Here is a 15,735-nt window from a genome sequence, read left to right as displayed (position 1 = left end):
CCTCACCCCCAGCCCCTCTCCCTGAGGGACACCCCTCACCCCCAGCCCCTCTCCCTGAGGGAGAGGGGGGATTGGCGGCCCAGCAAAGATTCTCTGGGATTGGGAATAGCTGTGGCTAGGAACTGGGAGCAGCCGCCTCAGAGCGGGCGGGCTTGCGCTGAAACTGGGCGAGGAGAGAGTTCCAGGCCAGGCGGGCCATCGACAACAGCCAATTGCCCTCCAACTCCCTAAACAAGTCCATGTTCAGCTTGAAGGCGTAGTTGGCTTCCGCCACAATGCGCTCGATGGTGGCCTGATCCAGTCCCAGGGCGTCCATCTGAGCGCGGTAGCGCTGCTTGAACTTGCCCTCATGAGGGATCTGCTCGAAATCGTAAAAGGCCGTTCCCTCTCCTGGCGGCAGGCCCATGGCCCGGCGGGCAATATTTTTCAGGATCTGGCCACCCGACAGGTCGCCGATGTAGCGGGTGTAGGCATGGGCAATCAGCAGAACCGGGTCTGTTTCCACCACTTCTCGAATGCGGTTGACGTAGACCTGGCAAGACGGGGAGGGCTTGACCACAGCGCGCCAATTGGGGCCGACAAAATAATTTAAATCCTTCTCCAAGCTGGCCTTGCGCCACAGCTCCGGGTAGTAGAGCCGGCCCACCAGCGGGTGCTCTCGCAACTGCGCGAACCCCTCTTCCAGAGCGCCATAGACAAAGTAAAAATTGCCCACATAGCGGCTGTAAGCTTTTTTATCCACCACCCCCTTGAGGAAGCACTTGATGAAGGCCATATTCTCGGCCATGGTGTGGGACTGCTTGGTGCCCTCCCGCAACTGGGCCGATAGGCTGGTGTTCTGATTCTCTTGATGGTGCAGACTCACAAAACCCTCCTCGTCAAAGACGGCTGCTTGTGTCCAGTTGTTTTCAAAAACATCAATAAAGATCGCCATGGCCTGAGAAGCTGTGTAAACCCATTTCAACCCCTTCTCATCTGGATGAAGGTAGATCCTGCCGGGGAACCCCTCTGGTCACCGCGACGCAGACCAGACCCCCCTAACAGGCTGAGCGCGCCCTCATAACGACTCGACTCAGCCTCTAGGCCTACCCCACTTTTCCGATCCCTGTTGATGACCGGCAAGCGGAGTCGGAGCAGCGGCTGACTTCCCAACGGTCAACGATTAGAATAATCTGCCTGAGTGTGAATGGATGTGAACAATCCTTAAGTTGGGGATCGCCCTAAGGTTGGCAGCTTGGGTGGGATCCCAGGTGCCGTTGCCCAAACTTTCCGGATGCCCCCTCGGCCCTTGTAACGTTCGTTGACGATCGTTGGTGGGGTTTCTATAATGAAAGGCCTGACTGCAGCGCGACCCCTCCCGAGCAACGCATGACACAATTAGCAGTGCCATCCCCTGCCGCTCCTACCTTTCCTGACCTGGTAGAGATTCAGCGGGAGAGTTTCTTATGGTTTTTGCGAGAAGGGTTTGAAGAGGAGCTTCTCAGCTTTTCCCCCATCGTCGATTACACGGGCAAGCTGGAGCTGCACTTTTTGCCCGAATATCGCCCTGGGGATCCTTCCAAAGGATACAAGATCAACAAACCGCGCTACGACCCTGAGGAAGCTAAGCGACGGGATGCTACCTACCAAGCGCAAATCCGGGTGCCCACTCGCCTGATCAACAAGGAGACCGGCGAGATCAAGGACATGGACGTCTTCATCGGCGAACTGCCCTTGATGACGGATCGCGGCACCTTTATCATCAACGGCGCCGAGCGGGTGATCGTCAACCAAATTGTGCGCAGCCCCGGCGTCTACTACAAGTCGGAACTGGACAAAAACGGCCGCCGCACCTACAGCGCCAGCCTCATCCCCAACCGGGGCGCCTGGCTGAAGTTCGAGACCGACAAAAACGGCCTGGTGTGGGTGCGCATCGACAAAACCCGCAAGCTCTCGGCGGCGGTGCTGCTGAAAGCCTTGGGCCTGAGCGACTCGGAGATCTACGACAGCCTGCGCCACCCCGAATTTTTCCAAAAAACCATGGAAAAAGAGGGGCACTACAGCGAAGAAGAGGCCCTGATGGAGCTGTACCGCAAGTTGCGGCCCGGCGAGCCTCCCACCGTCTCCGGCGGCCAGCAGTTGCTGGAGTCCCGCTTCTTCGATCCCAAGCGCTACGACCTGGGCCGGGTAGGGCGTTACAAGCTCAACAAAAAGCTCAATCTCAACGTGGCGGAAAACGTGCGGGTGCTCACCGTCCCGGACATCTTGGCCGTCATCGACTACCTGATTAACTTGGAGTACGACATCGGCCATGTGGACGACATCGACCACCTGGGCAACCGCCGTGTGCGCTCGGTGGGCGAGCTCTTGCAAAACCAGGTGCGGGTGGGTCTGAATCGCCTGGAGCGGATCATCCGCGAACGCATGACAGTTTCGGAGTCGGAAAACCTCACCCCGGCCTCTTTGGTCAACCCCAAGCCCTTGGTAGCGGCCATCAAGGAGTTTTTCGGCTCCAGCCAGCTCTCCCAGTTCATGGATCAGACCAACCCGCTGGCGGAGCTGACCCACAAGCGGCGGCTGTCGGCTCTGGGGCCGGGCGGCCTGAGTCGGGAACGGGCAGGCTTTGCCGTGCGGGACATCCACCCCAGCCACTACGGACGCATCTGCCCCATCGAAACTCCCGAAGGCCCCAACGCCGGGCTGATTGGATCCCTGGCCACCCACGCCCGCGTCAACCAGTACGGCTTCATCGAAAGCCCCTACTACCGTGTCGAAAACGGCGTGGTGCGCAAAGACCTGGGCATGGTCTACCTCACCGCCGACGAGGAGGACGAGTATCGCGTGGCGCCGGGGGATGTGCCGGTGGATGCCGAAGGCCGCATTACCGCCGACTTGGTGCCGGTGCGCTACCGTCAAGAGTTCACCACCGCCCACCCCACGGAAGTGCACTATGTGCAGGTGGCGCCGGTGCAAGTGATCTCGGTGGCCACCTCCTTGATTCCCTTTCTGGAGCATGACGACGCCAACCGCGCCCTCATGGGGGCGAACATGCAGCGGCAGGCGGTGCCTCTGCTGAAGCCGGATCGGCCTTATGTGGGCACGGGTTTGGAAGCCCAGGCGGCGCGGGACTCCGGCATGGTGGTGGTGTCGCGCACCCACGGCGTGGTGACCTACGTTTCTGCCGATGAAATCGTGGTGCGGCCCGAAGATGGCGGGGATCCCATCGTCTATCGTCTGCAGAAGTACCAGCGCTCCAACCAAGATACCTGCCTCAACCAACGTCCTCTTGTCTACGCGGGGGATCGGGTGGTAGCCGGGCAGGTGCTGGCGGACGGTCCGGCTACCGAGGGGGGCGAGCTGGCTTTGGGTCAAAACGTGCTGGTGGCCTACATGCCCTGGGAGGGCTACAACTACGAAGACGCCATCTTGATCAGCGAGCGGCTGGTCTACGACGACGTCTTCACCTCGGTTCACATCGAGAAGCACGAGATCGAGGCCCGGCAAACCAAGCTAGGCCCTGAAGAGATCACCCGCGAGATCCCCAACGTGGGGGAAGATGCCCTGCGCGACCTAGACGAAAACGGCATTGTGCGCATTGGGGCCTGGGTGGAGGCCGGCGATATTTTGGTGGGCAAAGTCACTCCCAAAGGGGAGTCGGATCAGCCACCAGAGGAGCGACTCTTGCGGGCCATCTTCGGGGAAAAAGCCCGCGACGTGCGGGACAATTCCCTGCGTGTGCCCAACGGCGAGCGCGGTCGGGTGGTGGATGTGCGCATCTTCACCCGTGAGCAGGGGGACGAGCTGCCTCCGGGCGCCAACATGGTGGTGCGGGTTTACATCGCCCTCAAGCGCAAAATTCAAGTGGGGGACAAGATCGCGGGCCGCCACGGCAACAAGGGCATCATCTCCCGCATCTTGCCGATCGAGGACATGCCCTACCTGGCGGATGGCACACCGGTGGACGTGGTGCTCAACCCCTTGGGGGTTCCCTCCCGCATGAATGTGGGCCAAGTGTATGAGTGCCTCCTGGGTTGGGCAGCAGAACATTTGGGAGTGCGCTTCAAGTTGATGCCCTTCGACGAGATGCATGGTTTGGAGGCCTCGCGTTTGACGGTGGAGGCCAAGTTGCGGGAGGCCCGAGAAAAGACCGGCAAAGATTGGATCTTCAACCCAGAAGGTAAGTACTGCGGCAAGATCCAGGTGTTTGACGGTCGCACCGGGGAGCTTTTCGACCAGCCCGTTACGGTGGGCCGCGCCTACATGTTGAAGCTGGTGCATTTGGTGGACGACAAGATCCACGCCCGCTCCACCGGCCCCTACTCTTTGGTGACCCAGCAACCTTTGGGGGGCAAGGCGCAGCAGGGTGGCCAGCGCTTTGGCGAGATGGAGGTGTGGGCTCTAGAAGCGTTTGGGGCGGCCTACATCTTGCAGGAGCTGCTCACCGTCAAGTCCGACGACATGGTGGGTCGCAACGAGGCTCTCAACGCCATCGTCAAGGGCAAGCCCATCCCTCGGCCTGGCACGCCGGAGTCCTTCAAGGTGCTGGTACGGGAGCTGCAGTCCCTCTGTCTGGATGTTTCGGTCCACAAGGTGGAGACGGACAACGAGGGCCAAACCCGCAATGTGGAGGTGGATCTGATGGCCGATACTTCCAACCGTCACACTCCCTCTCGACCCACGTATGAGTCGGTTACGCCTGAGGATCTTTCCCTATCGCCTGGGGCGGCCTTTACCTTCGCCAGCCGCAGCCAAGATGAGGACGGAGAAGAGGAAGAGGAGTTTTGATTGTCGATCGGGATCCCATTCGACCTGTGAAGGAGGGTGGTGTTTACCTCTCCCTTGGGTTTAGGTAGCAGGGCAACAAGTCAGGAGAACAACGGCGATGGCCAAAACAGAGCAACGCTTTGACTATGTCAAAATCGGCTTGGCTTCTCCAGAGCGGATCATGGAGTGGGGCCAGCGCACCCTGCCCAACGGCCAAGTGGTGGGGGAAGTCACCAAGCCGGAGACCATCAACTATCGCACCCTCAAGCCGGAGATGGATGGTCTTTTTTGCGAGCGCATCTTTGGGCCGGCCAAAGACTGGGAGTGCCACTGCGGCAAGTACAAGCGCGTGCGGCATCGGGGGATCGTCTGCGAGCGCTGTGGGGTGGAGGTGACCGAGTCGCGGGTGCGCCGTCACCGCATGGGTTACATCAAGTTGGCTGCCCCCGTCACCCATGTCTGGTATTTGAAAGGGATCCCCAGCCACATCGCCACGCTGTTGGATATGCCGCTGCGGGATGTGGAGCAAGTGGTCTACTTCAACGCCTACGTGGTGGTGGATCCCGGCAACGCCCCCAATCTTTCCTACAAGCAGTTGCTGACCGAGGATCAATACCTCGAGATCGAGGATCAGATGTACGAGGAGGGCTCGGAGCTGCAACTGCCGGAGAACTGGGCCATGATCGGGGCAGAGGCCATCGAACGCCTGCTCAAGGATATCGACCTGGAAAAAGAGGCGGAGCAGTTGCGGGAGGACATCGCCGGTGCTCGCGGCCAGAAGCGGGCGCGCCTGATCAAGCGGCTGCGGGTGATCGATAACTTTATCGCCACCGGATCCCGTCCGGAGTGGATGGTATTGCGGGTGCTGCCGGTGATCCCGCCCGATCTGCGCCCGATGGTTCAGTTAGATGGGGGCCGCTTTGCCACCAGCGACCTCAACGATCTCTACCGCCGGGTGATCAACCGCAACAACCGCCTGGCCCGGCTGCAGGAGATCATGGCGCCGGAGATTATTGTGCGCAACGAAAAGCGCATGCTGCAGGAGGCGGTGGACGCGCTGATCGACAACGGTCGGCGGGGGCGCGTGGTGGCGGGGGCCAACAACCGTCCCCTCAAGTCCCTATCGGACATCATCGAGGGCAAACAGGGGCGCTTCCGGCAAAATCTGTTGGGCAAACGGGTGGACTACTCCGGGCGTTCGGTAATCGTGGTGGGGCCCAACCTGCGCATGCACCAGTGTGGGCTGCCCAAAGAGATGGCCATCGAGCTGTTCCAGCCGTTCGTCATTCACAAGTTGATCAAGCGGAACATCGTCAACAACATCAAAGCCGCCAAAAAGCTGATCCTGAGCAACGACCCGCAGGTTTGGGATGTGCTAGAGGAGGTGATCGACGGCCACCCCGTCTTGCTCAACCGCGCCCCGACATTGCACCGTCTGGGGATCCAAGCTTTTGAGCCGATCCTGGTGGAAGGGAGGGCGATTCAGCTCCACCCCTTGGTCTGCCCGGCTTTCAATGCCGACTTCGACGGCGACCAGATGGCGGTGCATGTGCCCCTGTCGTTGGAAGCCCAGGCGGAGGCACGCTTGCTGATGTTGGCCACCAACAACATCCTCTCCCCGGCCACCGGCGCTCCCATCATCACCCCCAGCCAAGATATGGTGTTGGGATGTTACTACCTGACCGCAGATAACCCCCACGCGCCCGCGGTTGAAGATCGCTACTTTGCCAGCCTCGAGGATGCTCTCATCGCCTACGACCGCGGTGTCATCGGCCTGCACAGCAAAATCTGGGTGCGCTACAACGGCCCGATGGAGCTGGGCAAGGGCGAAAAAGAGTCCGAGCCCCAGATTATCGAAGAAGCGGGCGGCACCCGCCTCAAGATCACCAACTACCGTCGCATCCGTGAGGATCAAGACGGCAACGTGATCAGCCAGTACATGCGCACCACGGCAGGTCGGATCATTTTTAACAAGGCGGTGCAAGATATTTTGTCTGCCTAGACCCACTCCCGAGCTGTCCTCTTCTTTGAAGGATGGATTGTCGGGATCCCCTCACCCAGCCGTTGTCGAGAATCTGCTGAAAATATCAGCGAGGCATCATGAGTGAAAAAGGACGCCTTTCCGCCGGCCTGTCGCGTAACAACGCCGAGGCCCCTCTGCCCCCTGTGCCCTTTCGCAACTATCAAATCGGCAAAAAAGAGCTGCGCAATCTGATCGCGTGGTCGTTTGCCCGCTACGGCACCGCCCGCACCGCTCAGATGGCGGATGCCCTCAAGACCCTGGGCTTCAAATACGCCACCCAGGCCGCCGTCTCCATCAGCGTCGAGGATCTGCGCGTCCCGCCCAGCAAGCGGCAGTTGTTGGCCCAGGCGGAAGCGGAGATCGAGGCAGCTACGGAGCGCTACACCCGTGGAGAAATCACAGAGGTGGAGCGCTACCAAAAGGTGATCGACACCTGGAACCAGACCAACGACCAGATCAAGGAGGAGATGCTCAGCAACTTCCGCCAAAACGATCCCCTCAACTCCGTGTACATGATGGCCAACTCGGGAGCGAGGGGGAACGTCTCGCAGGTGCGGCAGTTGGTGGGCATGCGCGGCCTGATGGCCAACCCGCAGGGGGAGATCATCGACTTGCCGATTAAAACCAATTTCCGCGAGGGCCTGACGGTTACCGAGTACATCATCTCCTCCTATGGGGCCCGCAAGGGGTTGGTGGATACAGCCCTGCGCACCGCCGACTCCGGCTACCTGACCCGCCGTTTGGTGGACGTCTCTCAGGATGTGATCGTGCGCGAATCCGACTGCGGCACCGAGCAGGGCATTCTCCTGGAATACCTGATGGACGGGGACAAAGTGGTGGTGTCCTTGGAGGAGCGCCTGGTGGGCCGGGTGCTGGCGCGGGATGTGGTGCATCCGCAAACCCAGGAGATCATTGCCCGTCGCAACCAAGAGGTGGATCACGACCTGGCCAAAACCATCGTGGAGGCCGGCATCCGGCAGGTGATGGTGCGTTCTCCCCTCACCTGTGAGGCTAACCGCTCCGTGTGCCGCATGTGCTATGGCTGGAGCCTGGCCCACTCCCGCCTGGTGGATTTGGGAGAGGCCGTCGGGATCATCGCCGCCCAATCGATTGGGGAGCCGGGCACCCAGTTGACCATGCGCACCTTCCACACGGGGGGTGTGTTCACCGGGGAGGTGGCCCGCCAAATTCGCGCCCCCTTTGCCGGCGTGGTGCGGTTCCCGAAAAACCTGCGCACCCGCCCCTTCCGCACCCGCCACGGCGATGACGCTCTCCAGGTGGAGGTGAACAACCAAATCGTCTTGGAAGGCCCAGACGGCCAGCGGGAAGTCTTCGACATGACCCAGGGATCCACCCTGCTGGTGCGGGACGGAACCCAGGTGCAGCGGGATCAGTTAATTGCGGAGGTGTCGCTGGCCAAGGCCAGCCGCAAGAGCACCGAAAAAGCCCAGAAAGAGGTGGTGGCCGACCTGGCCGGCGAAATTCGCTTTGCCGATCTGCCCATCGAGGAGAAGACCGACCGCCAGGGGAACACCACCTACACCGCCCAGCGGCAGGGGTTGATCTGGGTGATGTCCGGCCAGGTGTACAATCTCCCGCCGGGGGCCGAGCCGGTGGTGAAAAACGGGGATCGGGTGCAGGCGGGGGATGTAATCGCCGAAACCTCGCTGGTGACGGAGCACGGCGGCATTGTGCGGCTGCCGGAGCGCAGCGACACCAAAAGTGGGCGCGAGGTGGAGATCATCAACGCTTCTGTGGTGCTGCACGAGGCGCGGGTGCGGGTGGAATCCCACCAGGGCCGGGAGCAATTTTTGCTGGATACCGCCAGCGGCCAGACCTTCGTGCTCAAGGCCACGCCGGGCACCAAAGTGGGCAACGACGAAGTGGTGGCAGAGCTGATCGACAACCACTTCCGCAGCCAGACGGGGGGCTTGGTGAAGTTTGCCGGCATTGAGGTGGCACGGCGTGGCAAGGCCAAGCAAGGTTACGAAGTCATCCAGGGTGGCACCCTGCTGTGGATCCCGGAAGAGACCCATGAGGTGAACAAAGACATCTCCCTATTGAACGTGGAGGATGGCCAGTACGTAGAAGCCGGCACCGAGGTGGTGAAGGACATCTTCTGCCAAAATGCCGGCGTTGTCGAGGTCATCCAGAAAAACGACATTTTGCGGGAGATCGTCATCAAGCCGGGATCCCTGCATCTGGTGGACAACCCCGCCGATTTGGAGGTGAAAAGCGGTACCCTCATCCAGCCAGGGCAACAGGTGCTCAGCAGCATCGTTCCCGACCAACTGGTCTATCTGGAGCATGTGGAAACCCCCGAAGGCCCAGGCTTGCTGCTGCGCCCGGTGCAGGAGTACGAAATCCCCGACCGGCCCTCGGTGCCCAGCCAGGAGTCCACCAGCGAGTCCGGCCGCTCCATTCGCCTGCGGGCGGTGCAGCGGGTTCCCTTCAAAGATGGAGAGCGCGTGAAGTCGGTGGGGCCGGTGGAGCTCCTGCGCACGCAACTGGTGCTGGAGATCGATACCGACGCCCCGCAACTGAAGGCCGATATTGAGCTGATCCAAGATGAGAAGGATCCCAGTATCCGCCGCCTGCAACTGGTCATTCTGGAAACCCTGCTGCTGCGCCGCGATGTGGAAGCAGATCTGACGCAGGGGAGTACCCACACGCGGCTGTTGGTGAGCGAGGGAGACAACATCGCCAGAGGAGATGTGATCGCCCGCACCGAGATTCAGGCCAAAAAAGCCGGGATCGTGCAAGGGATCCGCCAGGGCGCAGAAGTGGTGCGGCGGGTTCTGGTGGTTACTGACGACGACCTGCTGACGGTGCCCCTGGCGGGCCCGGCCAGCGTCGAGGTGGGAGCGCTGGTGCGGGCCAGAGACGAGCTGGCTCCGGGGATCCCTGCTCCCGAGTCGGGGCAAGTGATGCAGGTAACCGATGGCCAAGTGGTGTTGCGGGCGGCACGGCCCTACTTGGTGTCGGCGGGCGCCATTTTGCAGGTGCGGGATGGGGATCTGGTGCAGCGGGGGGATTCTTTGGCCCTCCTGGTGTTTGAGCGGGCCAAGACGGGGGATATCATTCAAGGTCTGCCGCGGATCGAGGAGCTGCTGGAGGCCCGCAAGCCCAAGGAAATGTGCGTTTTGGCCAGGCGGCCCGGCACGGTGCAACTGAGCTGGCGAGGAGAAGAGCCGGATCTGCGGGTCATCGAAGCCGATGGCACGGTTACCGAGTATTCGGTGATGCCGGGGCAAAATCTGATCGTGGTCGATGGCCAACCGGTGCAAGCAGGGGATCCCCTTACCGATGGCCCCGCCAATCCCCACGACCTCTTGGAGATCTACTACGAGTACCATCGCCAAACCTTGGGAGATGACCAAGCAGCGCAGTTGGCTTTGCGGGAGGTGCAGCGCTTTTTCGTGAACGAAGTGCAGAATGTCTACCGCTCGCAAGGGGTGGAGATTGCCGACAAACACATCGAGATCGTGGTGCGCCAGATGACCTCGAAGGTGCGGGTGGATGACGGCGGCGATACCATCCTGTTGCCGGGCGAGCTGGTGGAGCTGCGGGAAATCCAGCAAACCAATGCCAACATGGCCTTTACCGGGGGAGCGCCGGCCAAGTACACGCCCGTCTTGCTGGGGATCACCAAGGCCAGCTTAAACACCGACAGCTTCATCTCGGCGGCTAGCTTCCAGGAGACCACGCGGGTGCTGACGGAGGCGGCCATCGAGGGCAAGTCGGACTGGCTGCGGGGGCTGAAGGAGAACGTGATCATCGGGCGTTTGATCCCCGCGGGCACCGGCTTCAGCACCTACGAGGAGATGGCGCCAGAACCGGAGCCGGAGGAAGAGGAGGAGCCTGTCGTGCTGCCGGAGCTGCCGCCCCGTTTGATCTTGGAAGACGACCAGCTCATCGACGACTCCACCCCTGCTTTTGACGAGCTGGAGGAGGATGAGGAAGAGGAGTGAGGCGCTGGAGCTCTCGGATTGGGCCACTTTGCAAGCTGAAATCGTCCGTTGCCGTCGCTGTCCCCGCCTGGTGGCTTGGCGAGAAGGGGTTGCCCAGCAAAAGGTGGCCCGTTTTTGCGACCAACTCTACTGGGGCCGACCGGTGCCGGGGTTTGGGGATGTGCAGGCGCGGCTGTGGGTGATCGGCTTGGCGCCAGCCGCCCATGGGGGCAACCGCACAGGCCGGGTGTTTACTGGGGATCCCAGCGGGGATTGGCTGTTCCGCGCCCTGTACCGGGCCGGGTTTGCCAATCAACCCACCTCAATCCACCGGGAGGATGGCCTGCAATTGCGGGATTGCTACATCTCAGCCGTGGTGCGCTGCGCGCCGCCCCAGAACCGTCCCACTGCCGCAGAAGCCGAAGCTTGCCTGGGCTATCTGAGACAAGAGCTGGAGCTGTTGACCCAGGTGCGGGTGATCTTGGCGTTGGGCCATTTTGCCTTTCGCTACACCTTGGCGCTCTTGCCGCCTCTCAGGCCCCGCCCCCGCTTTGGCCACAACTGCGTCATTCCTTTGGGAGAGGGTCGCTATTTGCTGACGTCTTACCACCCCAGCCGCCGCAACACGGCCACCAAGCGGTTGACAGAGGCGATGCTGGACGCCGTCTTTGAGCGGGCGCAGCAGTTGTTGTCCCCATCTCCGCCATCCACCCCCCTGATCGAGTTTTGAGCCGAAGATTCTGCAGTGGCCGGACGTTTTGCCAAAGGCTGGAGTCGTTGCCGCCCCTCACCCCCAACCCCTCTGCCCCAAGGGGAGAGGGGAGCTGGAGATCGGCGGAGGAGCTGTTTCATATTGCAATGGCAGCGACTACCTTGCTGAGCCGCCGGGCCCGGCAGGGATCAAGCCGGCTGCCAGGTTTCCAGGCGGTAGGCGCTGTCCCAAAACAGCCATTCCAGGCGGGAGGCGGCTACGAAGGCGGCGGTCATCTTTTCCCGCATCGCCGCTGTGGTCTGCGCAGCCAAGGAGTCGGTGAGGTCGAGGGCCTGTTGCACCACCTGGGCAAATTCTTCCCCCGCGTAGGTGTCGATCCATTGTTGGTAAGGATTGTTGGGCTTGGCGGTGCAGTAGATGGCGGATCCCACCTCGCGATAGATCCAAAAACAGGGCAGCACGGCGGCCATGGCCACCTCGTAGGGATCCAAGGCAGCCGCAGCCAATAGAAAACGGGTGTAGGCGAAGCAGGCAGGAGCGTAGGTTGTCTCCGGCTGGATGTCGTAGAGGCGAAAGTAACTCTCGTGCAGGCTGCGTTCGGCCACAATGGCCCCCAGGGCAAAGTTCAAGAAACTCACCACCCGCTCAGCCCCTTCAGAACGAGCCCCGATCAAGGCGAGGGCGCGGGCAAAATCGGTGAGATAAAGAGCATCTTGCTGCAAATAAAACTGGAAGCGCTGCCGCGAGAGGCTGCCTGCCGCCAACTCACGGTTAAAGGGGTGATCCAAGATCTGTTGGTAGATAGGCTCGATCGTCTGCCAGAGGTGGGTGGTAAAGGATTGGGACATGGTGGCTCTCTCGCAGCGTTGTCTATTTTTCTACCGCTTTTCAGAGGGTCGGCCTAGCTGGAGCTAGGCTTCCGGCATAAGGGGGCGGAAGCCGTGCTTGCGAGACAGTTGACCGATTAAATCCAGTTTTTCCAGGGTGATCAAGTTGCGGCCCCAACTGAAATTGGTGTACAGGCCCTCAAACTCCAGCAGCATCGACTCGGCAAAGCAGGCAAAGAGCTGACGGGCCGGGTTGGCCACATTCAAAAACTGCATGATGTTCCATTCAATATCCAAAGAGTGCTCCACCATCCCCCCGTCAATGACGTAAAGTCCCTTGCGTTGCAAGTTAGAGGCAATGTTTTTCGGGTAGCCGCCGTCAATGATCACGCAGGGATCCGGCAACACCTGCGGATCGAGGGTCATGCCTTGGCTCATGCTGGCCACCCAAACGATAAAGTCGGCGCGCGGCAGGGCCTCTTCCAGCGAACAGATCTCCCCCTGCTTGAGCTTGGCCTGCAACTCTTCTAGGCGCCGCCGCTCCCGGGCGATGAGCAACAATTTGCCCAGGTGGGTGTGGGCTATCAACCACCGACAGATGGCGCTGCCGATATCTCCGGTCGCCCCCACCACCGCAACCGTAGCGGCTGCCAAGTCCATGGCGTAGCGCTGGGCCGCCAACTGTAGCTGCTGACAGATGATGTAGGCGGTGTGGGTGTTGCCGGTGGTAAAGCGTTGGATCTCCAAGTCGATGTTGCGGACTCGCCTGAGACTGTCAAGGCGGAAATTCTCGAAAATAATGCTGCTAAACCCCCCCAGAGCGGTGATGTTCAGGCCGCGCCGCTGGGCCAGAGCCATCGCGTTCAAAACTTTCCGACAGGCCGCCTTCACCCGTCCCCCCGCCAACATTTCCGGCAAGAAACAGGATTCGACGTACTGCCCATAAATCTTTTGGCCGGTAATGCTGGTTACCGTAATCTCGTCCACCACCTGCGGGGGAGCCATGCACCAGAACTCTAAGTCGCTCTCCGCATATTCGGAATAGCCCAGCTTGTCTGCCACCCGCTTCGCATGAGCCAAGCTGGTCAAGTGCCCGATCAGGCCGAACATAGAGGTTTACTCGCTTGCATGACTAATGGATCGCATCAGGATCCCATCAAAACACGTCCATACGCGGGAGAGGTAGGGATCCCCGACAGCCGGGCTGAAACTCCAGTCCAGCAGCAGAGGATGGATACCGGGTTGGGTCACGCTGCCCGCAAACCCTGGGCCGAGAGGCGCATCACCTCGCGGGTGCTGAAGCCGATGTTGGCCAGCGCCTCGCCATAGGCAATCATAAAGTCCTCGACGATGGCCTCGCGATCCATATAGATGGCTTCCACATCCTCGTCTACCTGCTGCAGCATCTGCCAGACCAGGGGCAGGTTCTGGGCATTGGCCGCTTCGATCTGAGCTTTGACCTCGGCAAAGTGTTCGCCCAGCCAGCGCTCGCCAAAGTTCAGGTGCAAATACTCGTCTTTGACCACTCCCTCGGTGATCTTGCGGGCAAACTCATCGGCAACCGGGATGTAGATGTTGTAGGCGGCAATGGCAAAGCACTCGATGATCAAAGACTGAATGACAAAACAGGAGACCAGATCCCCTGCCGCCGCGGCGCTTTGGAAATTGTTGCGCAAAGGGGCGAAGAAAGCGCGGGCAAACTCCCTATCCGGCTCTATTTGCAGGTTTTTGCCGCAGGATTGGAAGCCTTTCATGTGCCGCAATTCCATTTTGGCCAGCTTGCGCAGCTCTTCTGCTGCTTCCGGCAGCAGTTCGGCCAGCTTGAGGTAGTTGTCGTGGGCTTCTTGTTCCCCTTCGATGACAATGCCATTGATGCGGGAGTAGGCCTGCCGATAAACCGCGCTGCCGTAGTCCAGGGTGGTGCCACCCTCGCTAGCCAAGGGCTGGGGGGGATTGGGCAGGACGTTCGCCGGGGCCATACTCATGCATCTCCTCTCGCTGTGGTTTGGCTGTTGTGGATTGTTGGTTGCGGATGTCCAGCAACGGCATCGCTCTTCTAACAGGATAGCCGTAGCTGCTGCAGAATGGGTGGGATCCCTTCTGATTCAGGATAGGGGTCTGCTAGCGTGAGTGCTCAGGTGCCGTTGGGGAGCCTGCTGTATGTCTGCTCTTGGGGATGGCCTGAACCAACTGCGGCAGTTGCTGGTGGAGTTGGAGGAACAGTCCCTCGATCAACCGATTGGCAGCGCTGAGGAGGTGTTGCAGGCGATCGAGCTGGCGACGGCTTTTGAGCTGTTCGAGGCGGAAAGCAGCCGTTTGCTGCTGCAGATTGTGGCCAATCTCTGGGATCGAGTACGGCAACAGGATCTGTCTTCAGAAGAGATTGAGACGGTCTCGGAGAAGTTGCGGGCGGTGGGCTATACCCATTCTGAGATCCAGGAGATCCTCGATCTGGAGCCGGAACTCTAGGCTTGCACCATGCCCAGCTCTGCCGGGGCGACATCTGCTTCTATTTGGGTGGTGCTGTCGTAGCAGGCCCCGCGCAGGTTGGCCAGCTTGAGTTTGCACTGGGCAAGAAGGGATCCCCTTAAGTTGGTTCCGGTGAGATTGGCCCCCGCCAAGTCCGCTTGGCTGAGATCGGCACCGCTCAAGTCCGCTTCGGCCAGGTTGGCTCCACGCAAGTTGGCTCCCTGCAGTCGGGATCCCTGCAACTTGGCCTTTTCTAGATTGGCCAGGCGCAGGTTGGATCCCTGCAGATCGGCTTGGCTGAGGTCGGCACCGCTCAAGTAGGCCCGCTCCAGATTGGCAGAGGCCAGCTTGGCCTGCCGGAGAATAGCCCCCCCCAAATCGATCCCGGCCAGGTCGGCCCCGGCCAGGTCAGCCCCGGTTAGTTGGCTGTTGCTGAAGTCGCGCTCGCCGCTGCCGTAGCGTTGCAGCAGCTCTGCCCCAGTTTCTACCATCGCCGTTTTCCACGCCAGACGAATTGGATCCTACCCAGGAATGGAAGGGCCGCCAAGAGCAGGCTACGATGGGCGCAAGCCGTTTTCTGGGATCCCCACTGATGAGCTTGCCCCGTGTGCCCCGAACTCGCCCCCGCCCCAAGCTGCGCTCGATCCCGCGCCGCCAAACCGAATCCGCCCTCTATGCCGAAATGCAGCAGCTCACCGTGGAAAAGCAGCGCCTCAACCAGGAGCTGGAGTCTATCCAAGAGCGGCAAGGGCAAATTCAGTCCCGGCTCCAGGAAATCGAGCAGGCCATGCAACACCTCCAGCAGCAGGCAGAAGCTTTTCGGGATCCTGCCCCCGCCTCTGAACCGGCCAAGCTCAGATCCCGTCCTTGCCGCTTCCCACCCATGACCTTCGAGTATTGAGGGATCCCCACTTAAATCACATCGCTCCATTCTCAGAGAGCCAAAGCAACAAGTCAGAGATTTTGTAGCTAGCTTAACTATTTGCTGCTCGTCTCCAGCCGACTCTAGAA

The 15,735-nt window shown here is 60.7% G+C and carries 11 protein-coding genes; 6 read left to right on the top strand and 5 right to left on the bottom strand.

From position 1 onward, the window contains the following. Nucleotides 1-115: 115 nt before the first annotated feature. Nucleotides 116-934, bottom strand: a complete 819-nt coding sequence (locus NW853_RS11505) for a heme oxygenase (biliverdin-producing) (RefSeq protein ID WP_414349072.1) — start codon at nt 932-934, stop codon at nt 116-118. Between the two features lie 434 nt (nt 935-1,368). Between NW853_RS11505 and rpoB the strand changes: the two genes are divergently transcribed. The 4 genes from rpoB to NW853_RS11485 all read left to right on the top strand — a co-directional run bounded on the left by rpoB (nt 1,369) and on the right by NW853_RS11485 (nt 11,446). Next, the gene (gene rpoB / locus NW853_RS11500) at nt 1,369-4,764 is read left to right on the top strand and encodes a DNA-directed RNA polymerase subunit beta (RefSeq protein ID WP_414332903.1); all 3,396 of its coding nucleotides are present in this window, start codon (nt 1,369-1,371) and stop codon (nt 4,762-4,764) included. Between the two features lie 97 nt (nt 4,765-4,861). Then, a complete protein-coding gene (locus NW853_RS11495) occupies nt 4,862-6,745 on the top strand; it encodes a DNA-directed RNA polymerase subunit gamma (RefSeq protein WP_414332901.1) in 1,884 nt (627 codons plus the stop codon). A gap of 98 nt (nt 6,746-6,843) precedes the next feature. Further along, nucleotides 6,844-10,737, top strand: a complete 3,894-nt coding sequence (locus NW853_RS11490; protein WP_414332899.1) for a DNA-directed RNA polymerase subunit beta' — start codon at nt 6,844-6,846, stop codon at nt 10,735-10,737. Further along, the gene (locus tag NW853_RS11485; protein WP_414332897.1) at nt 10,721-11,446 is read left to right on the top strand and encodes a uracil-DNA glycosylase; all 726 of its coding nucleotides are present in this window, start codon (nt 10,721-10,723) and stop codon (nt 11,444-11,446) included. The genes NW853_RS11490 and NW853_RS11485 overlap by 17 nt, the downstream gene beginning before the upstream one ends. Before the next feature lie 170 nt (nt 11,447-11,616). On the opposite strand, the gene tenA is transcribed toward NW853_RS11485, so the two are convergent. The 3 genes from tenA to NW853_RS11470 all read right to left on the bottom strand — a co-directional run bounded on the left by tenA (nt 11,617) and on the right by NW853_RS11470 (nt 14,234). Further along, nucleotides 11,617-12,276, bottom strand: a complete 660-nt coding sequence (tenA, locus tag NW853_RS11480) for a thiaminase II (RefSeq protein WP_414332895.1) — start codon at nt 12,274-12,276, stop codon at nt 11,617-11,619. A gap of 63 nt (nt 12,277-12,339) precedes the next feature. Next, nucleotides 12,340-13,365, bottom strand: a complete 1,026-nt coding sequence (locus tag NW853_RS11475) for a long-chain acyl-[acyl-carrier-protein] reductase (protein ID WP_414332893.1) — start codon at nt 13,363-13,365, stop codon at nt 12,340-12,342. Nucleotides 13,366-13,502: 137 nt separating this feature from the next. Next, nucleotides 13,503-14,234 (bottom strand): aldehyde oxygenase (deformylating), encoded by a 732-nt coding sequence (locus NW853_RS11470; protein ID WP_414332891.1) that lies wholly within the window; start codon nt 14,232-14,234, stop codon nt 13,503-13,505. Between the two features lie 181 nt (nt 14,235-14,415). Here NW853_RS11470 and NW853_RS11465 point away from each other — a divergent pair, with 181 nt between their 5' ends. After that, entirely contained in the window at nt 14,416-14,724 is a 309-nt protein-coding gene (locus NW853_RS11465) for a hypothetical protein (protein ID WP_414332889.1), read from the top strand. On the opposite strand, the gene NW853_RS11460 is transcribed toward NW853_RS11465, so the two are convergent. Then, nucleotides 14,721-15,215, bottom strand: coding sequence for a pentapeptide repeat-containing protein (locus tag NW853_RS11460; protein ID WP_414349071.1), 495 nt, complete (start codon nt 15,213-15,215; stop codon nt 14,721-14,723). The two genes, NW853_RS11465 and NW853_RS11460, sit on opposite strands and share 4 nt — an antisense overlap. 101 nt (nt 15,216-15,316) lie before the next feature. Between NW853_RS11460 and NW853_RS11455 the strand changes: the two genes are divergently transcribed. Next, the gene (locus NW853_RS11455) at nt 15,317-15,625 is read left to right on the top strand and encodes a gas vesicle protein GvpV (protein WP_414332885.1); all 309 of its coding nucleotides are present in this window, start codon (nt 15,317-15,319) and stop codon (nt 15,623-15,625) included. Nucleotides 15,626-15,735: the final 110 nt, after the last annotated feature.

This window comes from Synechococcus sp. H55.11, assembly GCF_047462475.1.
Taxonomy (GTDB): Bacteria; Cyanobacteriota; Cyanobacteriia; order Thermostichales; family Thermostichaceae; genus Thermostichus.
This window is presented reverse-complemented; position numbering and strand designations above follow the sequence as displayed.